The 18,992-nt window shown below is 71.0% G+C and carries 19 protein-coding genes and 1 pseudogene; 11 read left to right on the top strand and 9 right to left on the bottom strand.

Annotation, left to right across the window (positions count from 1 at the left end; translation table 11 throughout):
* Positions 1–64 precede the first annotated feature (64 nt).
* Positions 65–991: a Ppx/GppA phosphatase family protein gene (locus tag ACWGPE_RS07515; protein ID WP_231430383.1), complete on the bottom strand. Its 927-nt coding sequence runs from the start codon at positions 989–991 to the stop codon at positions 65–67.
* Positions 992–1,121: 130 nt separating this feature from the next.
* Here ACWGPE_RS07515 and ACWGPE_RS07520 point away from each other — a divergent pair, with 130 nt between their 5' ends.
* From ACWGPE_RS07520 to ACWGPE_RS07535, 4 genes are read left to right on the top strand one after another with little or no spacing between them, the layout of a single operon-like run.
* On the top strand, positions 1,122–1,733 hold the full coding sequence (locus ACWGPE_RS07520) for a TetR/AcrR family transcriptional regulator (RefSeq protein ID WP_231430385.1): 612 nt from the start codon (positions 1,122–1,124) through the stop codon (positions 1,731–1,733).
* On the top strand, positions 1,730–3,016 hold the full coding sequence (locus tag ACWGPE_RS07525; RefSeq protein ID WP_231430386.1) for an MFS transporter: 1,287 nt from the start codon (positions 1,730–1,732) through the stop codon (positions 3,014–3,016). The genes ACWGPE_RS07520 and ACWGPE_RS07525 overlap by 4 nt, the downstream gene beginning before the upstream one ends.
* The gene (locus tag ACWGPE_RS07530; protein ID WP_376931357.1) at positions 3,016–4,266 is read left to right on the top strand and encodes an alanine racemase; all 1,251 of its coding nucleotides are present in this window, start codon (positions 3,016–3,018) and stop codon (positions 4,264–4,266) included. The genes ACWGPE_RS07525 and ACWGPE_RS07530 overlap by 1 nt, the downstream gene beginning before the upstream one ends.
* Positions 4,263–5,630 carry a D-arabinono-1,4-lactone oxidase gene (locus ACWGPE_RS07535; protein ID WP_452048447.1) on the top strand — a complete coding sequence of 456 codons (1,368 nt, stop codon included), beginning with the start codon at positions 4,263–4,265 and terminating at the stop codon, positions 5,628–5,630. The genes ACWGPE_RS07530 and ACWGPE_RS07535 overlap by 4 nt, the downstream gene beginning before the upstream one ends.
* Before the next feature lie 60 nt (positions 5,631–5,690).
* Here the strand turns inward: ACWGPE_RS07535 and ACWGPE_RS07540 are convergent, their stop codons facing one another.
* From ACWGPE_RS07540 to ACWGPE_RS07555, 4 genes and pseudogenes are all read right to left on the bottom strand, one after another.
* Complete coding sequence (locus ACWGPE_RS07540; protein WP_452048448.1) at positions 5,691–6,542, bottom strand: trypsin-like serine protease; 852 nt, start codon at positions 6,540–6,542, stop codon at positions 5,691–5,693.
* Between the two features lie 105 nt (positions 6,543–6,647).
* Positions 6,648–7,382: an ABC transporter permease gene (locus ACWGPE_RS07545; protein ID WP_231430392.1), complete on the bottom strand. Its 735-nt coding sequence runs from the start codon at positions 7,380–7,382 to the stop codon at positions 6,648–6,650.
* A gap of 290 nt (positions 7,383–7,672) precedes the next feature.
* Positions 7,673–8,284: pseudogene (locus ACWGPE_RS07550) on the bottom strand (ABC transporter ATP-binding protein); the annotation flags it as partial.
* Complete coding sequence (locus tag ACWGPE_RS07555) at positions 8,251–8,868, bottom strand: TetR/AcrR family transcriptional regulator (protein WP_231430394.1); 618 nt, start codon at positions 8,866–8,868, stop codon at positions 8,251–8,253. The pseudogene ACWGPE_RS07550 and the gene ACWGPE_RS07555, both read right to left, overlap by 34 nt.
* Positions 8,869–9,055: 187 nt before the next feature.
* On the opposite strand from ACWGPE_RS07555, the gene ACWGPE_RS07560 reads away from it, so the two are divergent.
* Both ACWGPE_RS07560 and ACWGPE_RS07565 read left to right on the top strand, forming a co-directional pair.
* On the top strand, positions 9,056–9,622 hold the full coding sequence (locus ACWGPE_RS07560) for a LemA family protein (RefSeq protein WP_231430395.1): 567 nt from the start codon (positions 9,056–9,058) through the stop codon (positions 9,620–9,622).
* A 9-nt stretch (positions 9,623–9,631) separates the two neighbouring features.
* Positions 9,632–10,507, top strand: a complete 876-nt coding sequence (locus ACWGPE_RS07565; protein ID WP_452048449.1) for a M48 family metalloprotease — start codon at positions 9,632–9,634, stop codon at positions 10,505–10,507.
* On the opposite strand, the gene ACWGPE_RS07570 is transcribed toward ACWGPE_RS07565, so the two are convergent.
* The gene (locus tag ACWGPE_RS07570) at positions 10,504–11,733 is read right to left on the bottom strand and encodes a winged helix-turn-helix domain-containing protein (RefSeq protein WP_452048450.1); all 1,230 of its coding nucleotides are present in this window, start codon (positions 11,731–11,733) and stop codon (positions 10,504–10,506) included. The genes ACWGPE_RS07565 and ACWGPE_RS07570 overlap by 4 nt on opposite strands.
* A gap of 100 nt (positions 11,734–11,833) precedes the next feature.
* Between ACWGPE_RS07570 and ACWGPE_RS07575 the strand changes: the two genes are divergently transcribed.
* Together ACWGPE_RS07575 and ilvA are read left to right on the top strand one after the other, a co-directional pair.
* Positions 11,834–13,078 (top strand): AI-2E family transporter, encoded by a 1,245-nt coding sequence (locus ACWGPE_RS07575; RefSeq protein ID WP_231430398.1) that lies wholly within the window; start codon positions 11,834–11,836, stop codon positions 13,076–13,078.
* Positions 13,075–14,322 carry a threonine ammonia-lyase gene (gene ilvA, locus ACWGPE_RS07580; RefSeq protein ID WP_231430399.1) on the top strand — a complete coding sequence of 416 codons (1,248 nt, stop codon included), beginning with the start codon at positions 13,075–13,077 and terminating at the stop codon, positions 14,320–14,322. Before ACWGPE_RS07575 ends, ilvA begins: the two co-directional genes overlap by 4 nt.
* A gap of 160 nt (positions 14,323–14,482) precedes the next feature.
* Here the strand turns inward: ilvA and greA are convergent, their stop codons facing one another.
* Together greA and ACWGPE_RS07590 are read right to left on the bottom strand one after the other, a co-directional pair.
* Entirely contained in the window at positions 14,483–14,974 is a 492-nt protein-coding gene (greA, locus tag ACWGPE_RS07585; protein WP_231430401.1) for a transcription elongation factor GreA, read from the bottom strand.
* Positions 14,975–15,089: 115 nt separating this feature from the next.
* The gene (locus ACWGPE_RS07590; RefSeq protein WP_231430402.1) at positions 15,090–15,488 is read right to left on the bottom strand and encodes a DUF4307 domain-containing protein; all 399 of its coding nucleotides are present in this window, start codon (positions 15,486–15,488) and stop codon (positions 15,090–15,092) included.
* A gap of 87 nt (positions 15,489–15,575) precedes the next feature.
* Between ACWGPE_RS07590 and ACWGPE_RS07595 the strand changes: the two genes are divergently transcribed.
* Positions 15,576–15,893, top strand: coding sequence for a hypothetical protein (locus ACWGPE_RS07595; RefSeq protein ID WP_231430404.1), 318 nt, complete (start codon positions 15,576–15,578; stop codon positions 15,891–15,893).
* 59 nt (positions 15,894–15,952) lie between these two features.
* Here ACWGPE_RS07595 and trhA read toward each other — a convergent pair whose 3' ends face one another.
* Positions 15,953–16,756 carry a PAQR family membrane homeostasis protein TrhA gene (trhA, locus tag ACWGPE_RS07600; RefSeq protein ID WP_308191636.1) on the bottom strand — a complete coding sequence of 268 codons (804 nt, stop codon included), beginning with the start codon at positions 16,754–16,756 and terminating at the stop codon, positions 15,953–15,955.
* Between the two features lie 72 nt (positions 16,757–16,828).
* Here trhA and ACWGPE_RS07605 point away from each other — a divergent pair, with 72 nt between their 5' ends.
* Together ACWGPE_RS07605 and ACWGPE_RS07610 are read left to right on the top strand one after the other, a co-directional pair.
* Positions 16,829–17,614 carry an isoprenyl transferase gene (locus ACWGPE_RS07605; RefSeq protein ID WP_231430405.1) on the top strand — a complete coding sequence of 262 codons (786 nt, stop codon included), beginning with the start codon at positions 16,829–16,831 and terminating at the stop codon, positions 17,612–17,614.
* A gap of 79 nt (positions 17,615–17,693) precedes the next feature.
* The gene (locus tag ACWGPE_RS07610; RefSeq protein WP_231430406.1) at positions 17,694–18,812 is read left to right on the top strand and encodes an aminotransferase class V-fold PLP-dependent enzyme; all 1,119 of its coding nucleotides are present in this window, start codon (positions 17,694–17,696) and stop codon (positions 18,810–18,812) included.
* Positions 18,813–18,992: the final 180 nt, after the last annotated feature.

The raw sequence follows: 18,992 nt of genomic DNA on the forward strand, positions 1-18,992 counted from the left end.
GTCGAGCACGAAGGTGCGCGACCGCCGCCGTTCTGCGTGGTGTGCCGCCGCCAGTCGCCGCGGATCACTCCATCAGGTCGAGTCGACGCAGGATCAGGCCCTCGCGCAGGGCCCAGGGCGAGACATCCAGCTCGGAGACGTCGAAGGCGCGCATCGCCTCGGACAGCACCACCGCACCCGCCACGATCTGGAACGTGCGGTCGGCCGTGATGCCCGGCAGTGCTGGACGTGCGTCCGCGGGGATGCGGGCGAGTCGGGGGATCCAGTCGTCGAGGCCCTTGCGCCGCAGGATGCTGCGCTCATCGGAACCGACGCCGTCCTCCGTCCAGCCGGCCAGGCGCGCGAGCGAGCGGATCGTCTTCGACGAGCCGACGACATGGTCAGGGGAGGAGAGACCCGCGAAGTCGGCGACCGCTCCCGCGAGCACGGCGCGCGCGTGCTCGCGCAGTCGATCGACCTGATCGCTCGAGGGCGGATCGTCGGGCAGGAAGGCCACGGTCGACCGCCCGGCGCCGAGCGGCAGCGATCGCGCCACGTCGGGCACCTCGTCGCCGCCCTGGGCGATCTCGAGCGAGCCGCCGCCGATGTCGAAGAGCAGCATGCGGCCGGCCGACCAGCCGAACCACCGCCGCACCGCGAGGAAGGTGAGGCGGGCCTCGTCGTCACCGCTCAGCACGGCGAGCCGCACGCCCGTCTCGCGCTCGACGAGATCGAGCACGTGTTCGCCGTTCGCAGCCTCCCGGATCGCCGAGGTCGCGAAGGCGAGCAACTCGTCGATGCCGGCCTCGCGCGCCGCCTTCGCGGCGTCGCCGACCGATGAGAGGATCGCCGCGACGCCCTCGGCGCTGATCGCGCCATCTGGCTCGAGGTAGCGCATCAGGCGGAGTACCGACTTGTGCGACGCGGTCGGGATCGGCCGAGCGCCCGGGTGGGCGTCGACCACGAGCAGGTGCACGGTATTCGAACCGACATCGAGAACCCCGAGGCGCATGATGCGAGCGTAGCGCCCGGCGTGGCGATCTCTGTCCCGATGCTGCATACTGTTGCAACTGGGTCAATTGTCCCAGTCACGGTCGGCGCATCGCTGCGCGCCGTGCCCCGCGAAGGAGCAGGAGAACGCGATGACGCGGATGTCGGCGGCCGAGCGCCGCGCAGCGCTCACCGAGGCCGCGCTGCGCGTGGTCTCCCGCGAAGGGCTCGCGCAAGCGACGACCCGCGCGATCGTCGCCGAGGCCGGCATGAGCCTCGCAAGCTTCCACTACGCCTTCGAATCACGCGACGAGCTCATCGACGAGCTCATCGGCGTCGTGGTCGCCCGGGAGCGGAAGGCCATCGCGGTCGACGAACTCGCTGCTGCCGCCGAGCAGGGCGCGAGCCTGGGCGATCTCCTCGAAGCGGGCATGCTGCGATACTTCGAGCACCTGCGCGAGGACCCCGAGCACGAGCAGGCGATGCTCGAGCTCACCCAGTACGCCCTCCGCTCGCCCGAGCGGCACCCGCTCGCGATCGCGCAGTACGCGCGGTACGTCGACCTCCTCGTCGAGGCGCTCGCCGCCGCCGCCGAGCTCACCGGCACGACGTGGCGCCTGCCCGTCGACCAGGTCGCCCGCGTGCTCGTCGCGTTCAGCGACGGCCTCACCATCACCTGGCTCGTCGACCGCGATGACGCGGCCGCGGCCCGCGTCGCGGCGGCCGCCGCCGACGCCGTCTCGAGAATGGCAGACCCCCGATGACCCGCATCGACCCGGCCGCCCCCCGCGGGGCCGGCCCCGAGGCCCCCGCCGCCTTCGCCGAGCCCACGCGTCGCGTCGGCGCCGGCTGGATCGCGTCGTTCGCGACCGTCTGGCTCGGTATCTGGATGGCGCAGCTCACCCCCGTCCAGCTGCTGCTGCCCGCGCAGATCGACGCCGAGCTGCAGCCCGAGCACTGGGTCGACTCGGTCGTCGCGTTCGGAACGGTCTCGGGGATCGCCGCGGTCGCGACGATCATCGCCTACCCCCTGACCGGCGCGCTCTCCGACCGCACGACGAGCCGGTTCGGCCGTCGCCGGCCGTGGATCCTCATCGGCGCGCTCGTCTTCGCCGCCTCGCTCGTGCTCCTCGGCTGGCAGACCGAGATGTGGGCCATCGGCGCGGCATGGGTCGCGGCATCCGTCGGGTTCTGCATCATGACCGCCGCGCTCACCGCGACGATCTCCGACCAGGTGCCGGTCAACCAACGCGGCTTCGTCTCGGGGTGGATGTCTGCGCCGCAGGCGGTGGGCATCATCGTCGGGCTCATCCTCGTGACCGAGCTCGTGACCGACGCCGCACTCGGCTACCTGCTGCTCGCGGTGCTGCTCGTCGTGCTCGCCGTGCCCTTCCTGACTCGGCACGACGAGCCGCTCGAGCGCGCCCTGCGCACCCCGATGACACTCCGGAGCGTCATCGCGGGGTTCTGGATCAGCCCGCGGAAGCACCCCGACTTCGGCTGGACGCTGCTCAGTCGCGTGCTGGTCTCGACCGGCAACGCGCTCGGCACGAGCCTGCTGCTCTACTTCCTCATGTTCCAGCTGAACGACCAGCACGCCGAGGACGACCTCATCGTGCTGACGCTCGTCTACATGGTGTTCGTGATCCTCGCCTCGCTCGTGGGCGGCCGGCTCTCCGACCGTCTCGGACGCCGCAAGCAGTTCGTGTTCGTCGCCTCGGCGTTGCAGGGCGTCGCCGCGCTGCTGCTCGCGCTCTTCCCCGATCTCACGGTCGCCATGGTCGCCGCCGGCATGCTCGGCCTCGGGTACGGCTGCTTCCTCTCCGTCGACCAGGCCCTTGCGACGCAGGTGCTGCCCGACGCCGCCAGTCGCGGCAAGGACCTCGGCATCATGAACATCGCCTCGGCCGTGCCGCAGGCGGTGGCCCCCATGATCGGTGCGGCCGCGGTCGTCGTCTCCGGCTCGTTCATGCTCGTCTTCCTCCTCGGTGCGGCGCTCTCGACCGCCGGGGCGTTCGCGGTCGCGCGGGTGCGGAGCGTGCGCTGATGGCCGGCCTCGACCTGCGCAAGACCGGCACCCCGGCCGCGGATGCCTCGAGCTGGCGCCGTCCGGCGGAGTACTGGCCGCGGCTGACCGAGGCGACGCGCCATCTCGACGCCCCCGTCGGCGCGCTCCACCTCGGCGCCCTGCGGCACAACGCCCTCGACATGCTGCGGCGCGCCAACGGCACGCCGATCCGCGTCGCGTCGAAGTCGGTGCGCGTGCGGGGCGTCGTCGAGGCCCTGCTCGCGATGCCCGGTTACCGGGGCGTGCTCGCGTACACGCTCGCCGAGGCGCTCTGGCTCGCGGACACCGTGGACGACGTCGTGGTCGGCTACCCGACCGCCGAGCGGGGCAGCATCAGGCGACTCGCGACCGACCCCGACTTCGCCGCGCGGGTCACGCTCATGGTCGACTCGCCGGCGCAGCTCGACCTCGTCGACTCCGTGCTGCCGCCCGGCCGGCGCGAGCGCATCCGAGTCTGCCTCGAGCTCGACGCCTCCTGGGACGCCCCGGTGCTCGGCCACCTCGGCGTGCGCCGGTCGCCCGTGCACGAGCCCGCCGACGCGGGTGCGCTCGCCGCGTACATCGCGAAGCGGCCGGGCTTCCAGCTCGTCGGCATGATGTCGTACGAGGCGCAGATCGCAGGCGTCGTGAACCGCCCAGAGGGGCGCCCCGTCGACGGAGCGGTCAACCGCTGGATGCAGTCGCGCTCGATGCCCGAACTCCTCGAGCGCCGCGCCCGCGCCGTCGCGGCGGTGCGCGAGGTCGCCGACCTCGAGTTCGTCAACGGCGGCGGCACGGGCTCGCTCGAGCGGACCTCGGCCGATCCGTCGGTGACCGAGATCGCCGCGGGCTCGGGTCTCTTCGGCGGGCACCTCTTCGACGGCTACGAGCACTTCACGCCGGCGCCGGCGGCCGCCTTCGCGCTCGACGTGGTGCGACGCCCGAGCGCGAAGCACGCGACGATCCTCGGCGGAGGCTGGATCGCCTCGGGGCCGCCCGCGGCCGACCGGCTGCCGCGCATCGTGTGGCCGGAGGGGCTCGTGATGGAGCCCCGCGAGATGGCGGGCGAGGTGCAGACCCCGGTGTCGGGCCGCGCCGCTCGCTCGCTCGCCGTCGGCGACCGCGTCTGGTTCCGGCACACCAAGTCGGGCGAGCTCGCCGAGCACCTGAACGAGTTCGCCGTCGTCGACGGCGACGACACCGTGGCGATGATCCCGACGTACCGGGGAGAAGGGATGGCGTTCCTGTGACCGCGACCGGAGCAACCTGGCGCAACTGGAGCCGGACGGAGGCGGTGCGGCCGCTGCGCGTCGAACGACCCGACTCGCCCGAGGCGGTGCAGCGCGCCGTGCAGGCCGCGGCTGCGGCGGGCCTGCGCATCAAGCCCGTCGGCTCGGGGCACAGCTTCACCGGCATCGCGGTCGCGCCCGGTGTGCAGCTCGACCTCGCCGACCTCTCGGGCGTCATCGACGCCGATGTCGCGACCGGACGGGTGACGCTCGGCGCAGGAACCCCGCTGCACCGGCTGCCGGCGCTGCTCGCACCCTACGGCCTCGCACTCGCCAACATGGGCGACATCGACAAGCAGACGATCGCCGGTGCCACGTCGACCGGTACCCACGGCACCGGGCTCGGCTTCGGCGGCCTCGCGACGCAGATCGTCGCCGCGAAGCTCGTCACCGGCACGGGCGAGCTCGTCACCGTGAGCGAGACCGAGCGTCCCGAGCTGCTGCCCGCGGTGCGCCTCGGGCTCGGCGCCCTCGGCGTGCTCGTCGAGGTGACCCTGCAGCTCGTGCCGCGCTTCGTGCTGCACGCGATCGAGCGGCCCGAGCCGCTCACCGACGTGCTCGACGGGTGGCTGCAGCGCGTGCGCGCCGTCGACCACTTCGAGTTCTACTGGCATCCGCACACCGAGGTCGCGATGACCAAGACGAACACGCGGCTCCCGGGCGACGCCCCGCGGAAGCCGCTCGGTCGCGTCTCGCGCTGGCTCGACGACGAGCTGCTCGCGAACGGCGTCTTCCGCGGAGTCTGCGCGCTCGGCACGGCCGCACCCGGCGTCATCCCGTTCTTCGCGCGCCAGGTCGAGCGGCTGCAGAGCGGGCGGGACTTCGCCGACTTCTCGCCCTCGGTGTTCGTCACGAACCGCACCGTGCGCTTCCGCGAGATGGAGTACGCGATCCCGCTCGCCGACGTGCCCGACGCCCTCCGCGAGGTTCGGGCGCTCATCGAGCGGAAGGGCTGGCGCATCAGCTTCCCGATCGAGGTCCGCGCGGCCGCGGCCGACGAGAACTGGCTCTCGACGGCCCACGGGCGCGAGTCTGGCTACATCGCCGTGCACCGCTACTTCCGCGAGGACGAGCGCGAGTACTTCGCCGCCGTCGAGGCGATCATGCGCGATCACGGCGGACGCCCGCACTGGGGCAAGATGCACACGCAGACCGCCGAGACGCTGCGCGAGGTGTACCCGCGCTTCGACGACTTCCTCGCGGTTCGCGACGAGCTCGACCCCGAGCTGCGGTTCGCGAACCCCTACCTCGACCGGGTGCTCGGCACGACACCGGGCGGCACCCGCCCGACCGGCGCAGCACGACGGGACGCGGCGAACCCCTGATCCTCGACGCAGTGAGGGCGGGTGCCGAACGGCACCCGCCCTCACCGGTCGAAGCGTCGGTCAGAGACCGAACTCCGCGAGCCACTCGTCGACGACGGGGATCTCGACGCGCTGATAGCCACCGAGGTACCGGCAGTTCGAGGTGTAGCCGTAGCTCGTCACCGCGACGAGCTCGCCGTCGAGGAAGACCGGCCCGCCCGAGTCGCCGAAGCAGGTGCCGCCCGTGCCCCACGGGTCCTTCTCGTTGCCGTTGGTCTGCAGGATCTGCGGCGTGAGCTTCTGCCCGGGCATGTCGACGTACCGGCGCAGGATCGGGTAGCTCGCGGGCTCGGGCTTCATGTTGTCGCCCTCCTGCCGCACCTCGGTGCCGTAGCCGACCGCCGTGAACAGCGTCTTCGACAGTGCCCGCTGCGCGATGCCGTCGAGCGTGCCGGTCTCCGCGATCTGCGGGTAGCCGTCGCCGTGCGAGGCCACCGGCTCGTCGAGCACGATCACGCCCACGTCGTTCCAGTTCTTCGTGTCGGTGAAGTCGGAGTACTGCGGATGCGTGTACGCCGTGCCCGAGAGGTAGCCCGCGTCGGCGAGCTCGTCGGCCGTGTAACCCACGGCCGGGTCGGCGGCGGTCGGGAGGAAACTCGGAGGAGCGTCGTCGAGGAAGGTGTCGAACGTCACGAGCGTCTTGCCGAGTGTGCCGAGCGTGCAGTGCGCCGCCGTGATGACGACCGTCGGCGACACGAGCGTCGCGCTGCAGCGGTAGCGGCCGGTGCCGTCGTAGAACGCGATCAGCCCGACATCGGGGTGGAGCTCGCCGTCGGCGGAGCCGCCGGTCGACGCTTGGGCGGGGGCGGCACCGACGGCGAGGCCGCAGAAGGTGGCGAGGGCCGCGAGGGCCGCGAACAGTTTCTTGCGCATCGCTCACTTCCGGTCGAGGGACAACGGTGTGACGATCATGCTCCCCCGGCGATGTCGTTGTCGAGAGACGCGCTCGAAAGTGGGGAGACGCGCGTGAGAACCGCGTCAGGGCGTTCGTCGACGCAGCGTGATCGAGCCGACCACGATGGAGCCGACGATCCATGCTGCGATCGCGAGGATCCTCACCATGATCCACTCGGTCGACTCACTGTCGGCGGCGACCGCCTGGAGTGCGTCGATCGCGTAGCTGAGCGGCAGCCAGTCGCTGATCTCTTCGAGCCCTGCGGGAAGCTGGTCGCGCGGGATGAAGATGCCGCCGAGCAGGATCTGCGGGAAGACGATGAGCGGCATGAACTGCACGACCTGGAACTCGGTGCGCGCGAACGCGCTCGCGAGCAGCCCGAGCGCGGTGCCGAGCAGCGCGTCGGCGACCGCGACCGCGAACAGCAGCCAGATCGACCCCTCGATCTCGAGACCGCACACCCAGACGGCGAACGACACGACGATCGCGGTCTGCGCGACGGCGAGCAGGCCGAAGGCGAGCGCGTAGCCGAGGATGAAGTCGCCCTTGCCGAGCGGCATCGCCAGCAGCCGCTCGAGCGTGCCGCTGCGACGCTCGCGCAGCGTCGCGATGCTCGTCACGAGGAACATCACGATGAACGGGAACAGCGCGATCATCGCGGGGCCGATGTCGGCGAACACGTCGGTGTCGACGAAGATCCACGCGACGAGGCCGATGAGCAGGCTGGGCACGACGAGCAGCAGCGCGATCGTGCGGTGATCGTGCCGGATCTGACCGAGCACCCGGCCGGTGGTCGCGAGGGTCCGTGCGGGCGTCATCGCGGTTCCTCCTCGTGCCGGCCGTGCGCACCGCTCTGCTCGTCGTCGAGCGACCTCAGGTCGGGCTCGCCTCGATCGATGAGCCGGAGGAACGCCGTCTCGACGTCGTCGGTGCCCGTGACCTCGAGCACGCCCTGCACCGTGTCGTCGGCGAGCAGCGCGCCGTCGCGCATCAGCAGCAGCCGGTCGCACCGCTTCGCCTCGTCCATGACATGGCTCGAGACCAGGAGCGTCGTGCCCTCGTCGGCGAGGTTCCGGAACATTCCCCAGAGGTCGACCCGGAGTACCGGGTCGAGCCCGACGGTCGGCTCGTCGAGCACGAGCAGCTCGGGGCTGCCGAGCAGGGCGGCGGCAAGCGAGACGCGACCGCGCTGCCCGCCCGACAGCGAGCCGACGAGCCGATCGGCGACCGGACGCAGATCCGTGCGGTCGATGACCCGGTCGGCGTCGCCCGCCGGCGCGCCGAGCACCCGGCGGAAGTACGAGATGTTCTGCCGCACGGTGAGGTCGTCGTAGACGCTCGCCTGCTGCGTGACGTAGCCGACCCGGCGTCGCAGTTCCCGACTGCCGGCCGGGCGGCCGAGCACCTCGATTCGTCCCGACTTCACGACCTGTGCGCCCACGATCGAGCGCATCAGCGTCGTCTTGCCACTGCCGCTCGGGCCGAGCAGCCCCACGATCATGCCGCTCGGCACCGCGAGGGACAGGCCGTCGAGCACCGCGGCACCACCGCGCACGACATGGAGGTCCTCGGCGACGACCGCCGCCCCCGATCCCGCGATCGCGTGGGCGCCCCGGTGCGGGGGCGGTGACGAGGCATCCGAGCTATTCACCATGTGCTGAATAATTCGCCTGCGCGGGTGCCCTGTCAAGACCCCGGAGGACGTCCGGTCAGGTGCCATTGCACCGACGGGCCGACACGGGCGACGAGCTCGTCGGTCGGCAGCGACGCGACCGGCTCGAACTCGAGCACGTAGCGCACCATGATGACGCCCACGAGCTGTGACGCGGCGAGTTCGGCGCGGAGCTCGGCGTCGGGTTCGTCGAGGTGCTCCGCGATGCGGTGCATGATCTCGCGTCGCAGGAACTCGCGGAGCATCCGCGACACCGGTCCCTGGCCGATCGCCGATCGCAGGGCGGCCACCGCGGCCGGGCGCACCGTCGCCGAGTCCCACGCGGTGACCACTGCGCGCACGAGCCGGTCGCCCAGGCCGTCGAGCGGGCCGTCGAGCGCGCCGGCGACGAGGCGGTCGGGTTGCAGCGGCACCTCGACGACCTCGGTGACGAGGTGCTGCTTGTCGTCGAAGTAGTGGTGCACGAGCGCGGGATCGACGCCGGCGCGACGGGCGATCGCCCGCATCGACGCCGCTTCGTAGCCGCGCTCGCCGAACTCCTCGGTCGCGGCGGCGAGGATGCGCGCCCTGGTGTCACCCGATTTCGCGCCGCGGGGGCGACCCGGGCGCCGTCGGGGGATGCGCTCCGTCACACCCAGAGCCTAACCCCGGGGGCCGGCTCGGGGTGCTCCGTCACACGCTGTGCCTCTCCGGTGCCCCGCCCCGGAGCCCGCCGCGGGGTTCCTCCGAGTCTCATGGGAAGGCCGTTCCGCGACGAGACCGATCGGTAGGATTGTTCACGCCCCAGTTCTGCCGCCGAATGCGCTAGGAGTCCGTGCCATGGAATGGCTCATCCCCGTCATCATCGTCGTCGCACTCGTGGTGATCATCGGCATCTACCTCTGGGCCACCTACAACTCGCTCGTCACCCTCAACGTCCGCGTCGACGAGGCGTGGAGCGACATCACCGTGCAGCTCAAGCGCCGGGCCGACCTGATCCCGAACCTCATCGAGGCGGTCAAGGGCTACGCGGCGCACGAGAAGGGCGTGTTCGAGTCGGTCACGCAGGCACGCGCCGAGACCCTGCAGGCGCAGGGCCCCGCAGAGGCCGGCGTCGCCGAGAACCACATGCAGCAGGCGCTGAAGTCGATCTTCGCGGTCGCCGAGGCGTACCCGCAGCTGCAGGCGAGCCAGAACTTCCTGCAGCTGCAGGCCGAGCTCGTCGACACCGAAGACAAGATCCAGGCGTCGCGCCGGTTCTACAACGGCGGCGTGCGCGAGCTGAACACGAAGATCAAGGTGTTCCCGAACACCCTGTTCGTTCGGGGCCTCGGCTTCCACGAGCGCGACTTCTTCGAGGTCACCGAGGCGGCGGCGATCGCCGAGCCTCCGCGCGTCCAGTTCTAAGGGCCGGCCTTGTATCGCGCGATCGCCAGGAACAAGCGCAACACCGTCTTCATCATCCTGTTCTTCCTCGCCATCATCGGCGGGCTGGGATGGCTGGCCGCGGTCGTCTACCAGGACCTCACGATCGTCGTCGTGACGCTCGTCGTGGCGACCGGGTACGCGCTCATCCAGTACTTCACGGCCGACCGCCAGGCGCTCTCGATGTCGGGGGCGATCGAGGTCCGGTCGAAGGCCGACCACCCGCGCCTCTGGCGCACGGTCGAGAACCTCTCGATCGCGACGGGCACGCCGATGCCGCGCGTCTACGTGATCTCGGACCCCGCGCCCAACGCGTTCGCGACCGGCCGCGATCCCGAGCACGCCGTCGTCGCGGCGACGACGGGTCTCCTCGAGATCATGGACGACGCCGAGCTCGAGGGCGTCATGGCGCATGAGCTCGGGCACGTGCGCAACTACGACATCCGGCTGTCGATGATCGTGTTCGGGCTCGTGGTCGCGGTCGGCTTCATCTCCGACATGTTCGTGCGCATGGCGTTCTTCGGTCGCAACAACAACAACTCGAACCCGATCGTCATGGTGTTCGGCCTCGTTGCGATGCTCATCGCGCCGCTCGTCGCGAGCCTCGTGCAGCTCGCCGTCTCCCGACAGCGCGAGTACCTCGCCGACGCGACGGGGGCGATGACCACGCGGCATCCCGACGCCCTCGCGCGGGCCCTCGAGAAGCTCGAGGCGTACGGCCGGCCGATGCAGCGGCAGAACTCGTCGATGGCGCACCTCTGGATCGCCGACCCGCTGAAGCCGGGCGTCATGAGCCGACTCTTCGCGACCCACCCGCCGATCACCGATCGGGTCAAGCGACTCGAGGAGATGGGCGGCAGCTTCTAGCCGACCTCGACGAGCTGCGCAGCGGACCCGAGTTCGGCCGCGAGCGCGGGGGAGAGGTCGCCACGACCGGTGACCAGCACGTCGTCGAGACCCTGCCAGGCCGCCGCTCGGCGAAGCACGGGCACGAGCCGCGCCGCCGTGTCTGCCGGGGCATCGGGCTCGGTCCACGCGGACTGCACGCGCAGGACGCCCGCCTTGCGGTCGCTCTTGAGATCGACCCGGCCGACCACGCGATCGTCGATGAGCAACGGCAGCGAGTAGTAGCCGAACCGGCGGTCGGGCTCTGGCGTGTAGATCTCGATGCGGTAGTGGAAGTCGAACAGACGCTCGGTGCGTGGGCGGAACCACACGACCGGATCGAACGGCGACAACAGCGCGACGGTCTCGATGCGGCGCGGTCGCCGGGCATCGCGATGCAGCCAGGCCGGCGTCGCCCGGCTGCCGGTGCGCCAACCGGGTACCTCGACCGGGAGGAGCACGCCGGCAGCCTCGAGCTCGGCGATCGCCTGGCGCACCGGCGCCCGCTTCATGCGCCAGTAGTCCGCGAGATCGGCTTCGGTGGCGATGCCGTAGGCGCTGGCCGCGAGCGCGACGAGCGTGCGGACGGCCTCGTCGACGGGCGGAGACGCGTCGAGCAGCTCGGCGGGCAGCGCCTGCTCGGGCAGGGCGTAGACGCGCTCGAACCGCTGCCGGTCGACGCAGACGACGTCGCCGGTGCGGAACATCATCTCGAGGGTGCGCTTCACGTCGGACCAGCCCCACCAGGGGCCGCGCCGCACGTTCGCATCGTGCTCGATCTCGCTCGCGCGGAGCGGACCCTTCTCGGTCAGCTCGGCGCGCAGCCAGCCGGCGAGCCCGTGCTCGTCGGCCACCCAGCCGCCCCAGTCGTTGCCGGCCTGCCGGTACTCGTCGCGCCGGAACTCGAACAACGGCCACAGCTCGCGCGGGATGTACGCCGCCTGATGCGCCCAGTACTCGACCATGCGCGCGCGACGGCCCGACGTGATGCGATCGAGAAGCGACCGGTCGTAGTCGCCGACCCGGCTGAAGGCCGGCAGGTAGTGGCTGCGCTCGAACACGTTGACCGAGTCGATCTGGAGCAGGCCGAGCCGGTCGACCACGCCGTTCAGGGCGCGGGTGCCGGCGGCCTCGGGGTGCGGGCGGGCGAAGCCCTGCGCGGCCAGTGCGATGCGGCGGGCGAGGGCGGGACTGACGACGTCGACCATGGTGACACCGACGCTAGCGTCCGCCACCGACATCGGCGAGCGGCGCCCGCCCCGGGCACGGCATGCCGAGGTGCGCATACGCCGTGCCTAGACTGGATGAATGGCGGACTCGGGCGGGGCGGGACGAGGCGGACGACGCGCACGACGATGGTTCGGCTTCGGTGCTGCGCCCGAGCCGGCGGCGAAGCAGGTCCACGAACCCGCGAGCGGTGATGTCGAATCGAGCGTGCCCTACGGCGTCCGCCTCGCCGGTGCATGGTCGTGGCGTCTGCTGCTGATCGCCGGGGTGCTCGCGGTCGTCGTCTTCCTCGTCATCCAGTTGCGGCTCATCCTGATCCCGCTCCTCGTCGCGGTGCTCCTCAGCGCCCTGCTCGTGCCCTTCTCCGCGTTCCTCCGGCGGCACGGCTGGCCGAAGTGGCTCGCGGTCGCCGTCGCGATGCTCTCCGCACTCGCCGTCGTCGGCGGACTGCTCACGCTCGGCATCTGGCAGATCGTGCGCGGGGCCGACGAACTCACCGCCCAGTCGCTCGTCGCGTGGGACGACTTCCGTGCCTGGCTCCTCGCCGGTCCGCTGCACATCACCGAGGCGCAGCTCAACGATTGGGTCGAGCAGGCCGTCACCGCGGTGCAGCAGGACATGGGCATCATCTGGAGCGGGGCGCTCTCGCTCGGATCGACGGTCGGTCATTTCCTCGCCGGCATGCTGCTCGCCCTCTTCGCCACGCTCTTCATGCTGATCGACGGCCGTGGCATCTGGAACTGGATCGTCGGCATCTTCCCACGACGGGCGCGCACCGCCGTCGACGGTGCCGGCCAGGCCGGCTGGGAGACGCTGCAGAACTTCGTCCGCGTGCAGATCCTCGTCGCGACGATCGACGCGATCGGCATCGGACTCGGTGCGTTCTTCCTCGGGCTGCCGCTCGCCATCCCGATCGCCATCCTCGTGTTCCTCGGGTCGTTCATCCCGATCGTCGGCGCCGTCGTCACGGGTGCACTCGCGGTGTTCGTCGCGCTCGTGTACAGCGGCTTCTGGCCGGCCGTGATCATGCTCGGCATCGTGCTGCTCGTGCAGCAGATCGAGGGGCACGTGCTGCAACCGCTCATCATGGGCACCGCGGTCAAGGTGCATCCGCTGGGCGTCGTCGTCGCAGTCGCGACCGGGTCGTTCCTCGCGGGCATCCCTGGCGCGCTCTTCGCGGTGCCGGTCGCGGCGGTCGTCAACGTGATGATCCTGTACATCTCGAGCGGCGACTGGAAGGACGACGCCCCGCCGTCGACCGTCGCCGTGCGTTCGCCGCTGTGGCGCACCGTCCCGCAGCGTCCCGGCTTCCAGCGAGGAGAATGAACGAGTTGAACCACACGATCGCCGGCCCCGCGCTCGCCGACTTCGAGGCCGCCCGCGACATCGTCGCCCGCGTCGCCCGCACGACGCCGATGGAGTCCTCCCGCTACCTGGAGCGGGTGCTCGGCGCGCCCGTGCGCCTCAAGTGCGAGAACCTGCAGCGCACGGGTTCGTACAAGCTGCGCGGCGCCTACCACCGCATGTCCTCGCTGACGCCGGAGGAGCGAGCGCGCGGCGTCGTCGCCGCCTCGGCCGGCAACCACGCCCAAGGCGTCGCATTCGCCGCACGCGAGCTCGGCATCCGCGCCACGATCTTCATGCCGGTCGGCGTCGCCCTGCCGAAGCTCGAGGCGACGAAGGCCTACGGCGCCGACGTCGTGCTCGCGGGAGCCTCGGTCGGCGAGACGCTCGAAGCGGCAGCCGCCTTCGCAGCGGAGACCGGTGCGGTCGTGATCCCGCCCTTCGACCACGTCGACGTCGTCACGGGTCAGGGCACCCTCGGGCTCGAGATCCTCGACCAGGCGCCCGACGCCACGACGATCGTCGTGCCGATCGGCGGCGGCGGCCTCGCCGCCGGTATCGCGAGTGCGGCCAAGCAGCGGGCCGCGGCGGAGGGGCGCAGCATCCGGATCATCGGCGTCCAGTCCGAGAACGCGGCGCCGTACGTCGCCTCGCTCGCGGCGGGGGCTCCGCAGACGGTGCCGGTCGTGCCGACCATCGCCGACGGCATCGCCGTCTACCGGCCCGGCGAACTCAACTTCGAGATCATCCGCGACGCGGTCGACGAGGTCGTCACCGTCACCGAGGACGACATCGCTCGCGCACTGCTCGTGCTGCTCGAGCGCGCGAAGCTCGTCGTCGAACCCGCCGGTGCCGTCGCCGTCGCCGCGATCATGAAGGGGGCCGTGCCGAACGACGGCCCGGTGGTCGCGGTGCTCTCGGGCGGCAACATCGACCCGCTGCTCATGCAGCGCGTCATCGCGCACGGGCTCGCCGCCTCCGGCCGCTACCTCACGGTCCGCGTCGGCCTTCCCGACCGGCCCGGCCAGCTCGTGCGCGTCGCCGAGCTGCTCGCGGGTTCGCATGCGAACGTCGTCGAGGTGCTGCACACGCGCCACGGCCGCGGCATGCAGATCTCCGAGGTCGAGATCGACATCTCGGTCGAGACGCGCGGGCCCGAGCATCGCGCCGAGGTCGTCGAAGTCCTGCGCCGTGCCGGCTACGAACCGGTCGTGCTCGACGACTGAGCAGCCGCCGTCTCAGGAGACCGGCGCGGAATCAGGACGATCCTCGTGGTCTCGTCCTGAACAGCGGACTTTCTCCTGAACCGGTGCTGCTCGCCGCCGAGACGCGAAGAGCGGATGCCTCCGAGGCATCCGCTCTTCGCGCTGGACCGGTCGCGGGCGACTACTGGCCGCCCCAGGTGTCGACGCTCGTGATCTCCACGGCGATCTCGCGACCGTTGGGCGCGGTGTAGCTCGTCTTCTCGCCGACCTTGAGGCCGAGGATGGCGGCGCCGAGCGGCGACTGCTCGCTCCACACGTCGAGCTCGGAATCACCGGCGATCTCACGGCTGCCGATGAGGAACGTCTCTTCGTCGCCGGCGATCACGGCGGTGATGACGGTGCCCGACTCGACGATGCCCTTCGACGCGGGCGCCTCGCCGACCTCGGCGGTCTTCAGCAGCTCCTTGAGCTGGCGGATCCGGGCCTCGATCTTGCCCTGCTCGTCCTTCGCAGCGTGGTAGCCGCCGTTCTCCTTGAGGTCGCCCTCTTCGCGGGCCGCCTCGATGCGCTTCGCGATCTCCTCGCGACCGGTCGTCGAGAGCTGCTCGAGCTCGCCCGCGAGTCGGTCGTAGGCGTCCTGGGTGAGCCAGGTGACAGTGGCGTCCTGCGCCATGATGCACACTCCTGTGTCGGGATACCCGGTGCGGTCCCCCTCGCGGGCATGGAGCCCGCGAAGCCGCGCCGGATAGACGTGTCGCCCCGACATGGGTCGGGGCGAATGACCCATGTTAGGTGAGCCAGCAGCGGTAAATCAAACCGGTATTCGCCTCCTGCGCCGTGCGAACGGTCTCGGTGAGCGCGCGGATGTGCTCGGTCGACGGCGGCACGATGATCGTCTTCCAGCCGACGATGGCGAAGTCGGCGTTGAGGGCCTGCACGATGCAGGCGGTCTCGTTGCCGGGCGGGACCGAGAGGTTCCAGCTCACCTCGACCGCGCGCTCCTCGTTCATGAGCCGGTGGCCGGTGTCGGTGACCTCGACCTGCGGCTTCGAGCCGTCGAGGCCGGCCCAGACGACCCACGCGACGATCACGACGGCGACCGCGACGGCTCCGGCGATGAGCAGGAACCGATCACGCGAGCGGTTGCGGCGCGTGCGGCCGTACCGTTCGTCGAGCGACGTGGTCACGGGGCTCCTTCGGAGGTGGATCGAGTAGGCTGCATCAAGCCTAAACCCGCCCCCTGAGGGCAGGATCCATCCCCGAAAGGCTGGCCGATGCTCGTCGACTCCGTCCGTTCCCTGCTGTCCTCGGCGACGCTGGTCCTCGCCGACGGCAAGGAGGAGTTCGACCCCGACACGGTCACCCCCGGCGTGTGGGGCTTCGTCGTCACGTTCCTCGTGATGGTGGCGGTGCTGCTGCTCGTCCTCGACATGGTCCGCCGCATCCGCCGCACCAACTACCGCGCGCAGGTGCGCGCGCAGATCGACGCCGAGAACGAGGCGGCGGCACGCGACGCGGAGCTCGCCGAGTTCGGCGAGGGCGACGACCGGCCGGATGCCTCGGGCGAGGCGCCCGACCGCCCGACCGAGTAGCTCGGGGCGGGTCTCGACGCGGTCCTTCGTCGCGACTGGCCACCGGACGCCGGCGTCGATCAGCCCACGTGGTAGACCGGTGCCATCGCGATGAGCAGCGTCGCGGTCCAGTGGCACATGAAGGCGAGCACCGTGCACACGTGGAAGATCTCGTGGAAGCCGAAGACGCCGGGCCACGGGTTCGGCCTCTTCAGGCCGTAGACGACCGCGCCGACCGTGTAGAGCAGGCCGCCGACGATGACGAGCACCATCATCGCGACGTTCGCCGCGAGCAGGTCGCCGAGGTACATCACCGCGGCCCAGCCGAGCAGCAGGTAGAGCGGAACGTACAGCCAGCGCGGCGCATGGATCCAGAACACCCGGAACCCGATGCCGAGCAGGGCCCCGCCCCACACGATCGCGAGCAGCAGCCAGCCCTTCGCCGGCGGGAGGGCGAGGATGGCGAGCGGCGTGTAGGTGCCCGCGATCAGCAGGAAGATGTTCGCGTGGTCGATGCGCTTGAGCACGACCTTCGTCTTCGGCTTCCAGTTGAAGCGGTGGTACAGCGCCGAGTTGCCGAACAGCAGCATCGACGTCAGCATGAACACGGCCGAGGCCCATTTCGCGGGCGCACCCTGCGCGAGGCAGATGAGCACGATGCCCGCCGCGATGGCGACGGGGAAGGTGCCGGCGTGGATCCACCCCCGCCACGTCGGCTTCACCTCGACCGCGTGGTTCAACGAGTCGTCCAGCAGCGGGATGTTCGGCAGGTCGGGGCCGTGCTCCTCGCGTGACACCGCGAGGTCGCCCGGGTCGTCGGGAGCCACGGGCCGCGCGAACTCGTCTGCGAGATCCGCGGGGTCGTGGTGGCGCTCAGGGGTCATGGTCACAGCGTAGGGCCTGCCCCATCACGGTCCGCTGTGAGTTCGAGGAGGGTGAGGGGGTAGCGTAGTGCCGTGCAGACGAGCGATCAGCCCCTCGGTCGCGGGATCCTCTACCGGCTCTACCAGAACCGGCTCCGTCGCGGACTCGACCCCGCCGGCCTGCCCCGCCACGTCGCGATGATCATCGACGGCAACCGTCGCTGGGCGAAGCAGCTCGGCTATCGCACGGCGGCCGACGGGCACCGGGCGGGCGCCGCGAAGATGCGGGAGTTCCTCGAGTGGTGCGACGACCTCGGCATCTCGACCGTCACGCTCTACCTGCTCTCGAGCGACAACCTCGGCAACCGCCCCGGCGACGAGCTCTCGGACCTCTTCGAGATCATCGCCGACCTCGCTGAGGAGCTCAGTCACTACCGGGACTGGCGCGTGCAGCACGTCGGCAGCGACACGGGGCTGCCCGGGCCGCTCGTCGCCGCGCTCGACGCCGCCGAGCACCGCACGGCCGACAAGCACGGCCTGCACGTCAACCTCGCGGTCGGCTACGGCGGCCGCAAGGAGATCACCGACGCCATGCGCTCGATCGTCGCTGCGCACCACGCCGAGGGTCGCAGCCTCGAAGACCTGGCCGAGCGGCTCACGCCCGACCTCATCGGCGAGCACCTCTACACGGGCGGCCAGCCCGACCCCGACCTCGTGATCCGCACCTCGGGCGAGCAGCGGCTCAGCGACTTCATGCTCTGGCAGTCGGCGCACTCCGAGTTCTACTTCGTCGAGGCGCTCGGCCCCGACCTGCGCAAGGTCGACTTCCTCCGGGCGCTCCGCGACTACGCGAAACGCCATCGCCGATTCGGCGGCTGACCACCCGTTCTCGCGGCGGCGCGCTGCGAGGCATCCACCCGTTCTGTCATGATGATCGACGGAGAAGGGGGCACGCAACGTGACCATCGACGATTTCACCGCCGGCTTCACCGAGGAGCCGGGGTACCTCGACTACGGCCGCGTGGGGCCGCTCTCGACGGCCGCCGCGGAGGAGACCCTCGCATTCACCCAGGTGCTGCAGCGCGCCCGGCACGGCAGCCTCGACGCATTCGGCGAGCAGGACTCGCGCGTGCGCGCGGCCGCCTCGGCCCTGACCGGTTTCCCGGTCGACCAGATCGCGTTCGAGCCGAACGCGACGACCGGCCTCATGCACGCCATGTTCGGGCTCACCGGGGGAGTCCTGCTGTCGGCCGAGGAGTTCCCGAGCCTGCCCATCGCCGCCGTGCGTGCGCAGGAGGCGCTGCACACGGTCCAGCCGGTGTGGCTCGAGACCGACCACGGCAAGGTGACGCCGGGGCAGATCCGCGAACAGCTCGAGCAGGGCGTCGTCGCCGTCGCGGTGAGCCTCGTCGACTCGCGCACCGGCTACCTCTGCGACATCGAGGGCGTCCGGCAGGTGATCGGCGACCGACTGCTCATCGTCGACGCGATCCAGGGCTTCGGCATCGTCGACGCCCCCTGGGAGGCGGCCGACGTCGTCGTCACGGGCGGGCAGAAGTGGTGCCGTGCGGGCTGGGGCACCGGCATCCTGGCGCTCTCCGACCGGGCTCTCGAGCGACTCACGCCCGTCTTCTCCGGATTCAGCGCGACCGAGGAGGCCGAGCCGTGGGGCCATGTGCCCCCGCCGGCGCCCGACGCCCGCGCCTACCGGGTCTCGAATCCCGACCCGCTCGCGCAGGCGCGCCTCGCGGCCGCGCTCGAGGAGATCGCCGACGTGACCGTGCCGGTGATCAACGCCGCCGTCGCCGATCGGGTGAGCCGGGTGATCGAGCTCGCCGACGAGTACGCCATTCCCGTGGCGTCGTCGCGCGACGAGCAGGAGCGCGCGGGCATCGTCGTGCTCGAACCGCCGGCAGACCAGGTCACGGTGCTCACCGCCTCGCTGCACAACCACGGTGTGACGGCGACGACCAGGCTCGGGACGGTGCGGCTCTCGATCCACGCCGCGACGAGCGAGGAGACGCTCGAGATGCTGCGGGGCGCGTTCGTCTCGTACTCGACGGCCGCCTCCTACTGAGGCCGGTCACCGCGCACGATCGGGATGCCTCGGCGCCGGCGCCGGCGCCGAGGCATCCGCCGTCCGAAGGTGAACACGACATGACGATGCGCGTGTCGCTTCCGCGGATCCAGCGGGCCGGACGTAGGTTCGGCTCAACGGGTAGATCACCCGTTCGGGTCGGCCACCGGAACCGACTTC

The organism is Agromyces sp. NPDC055658 (assembly GCF_053618155.1).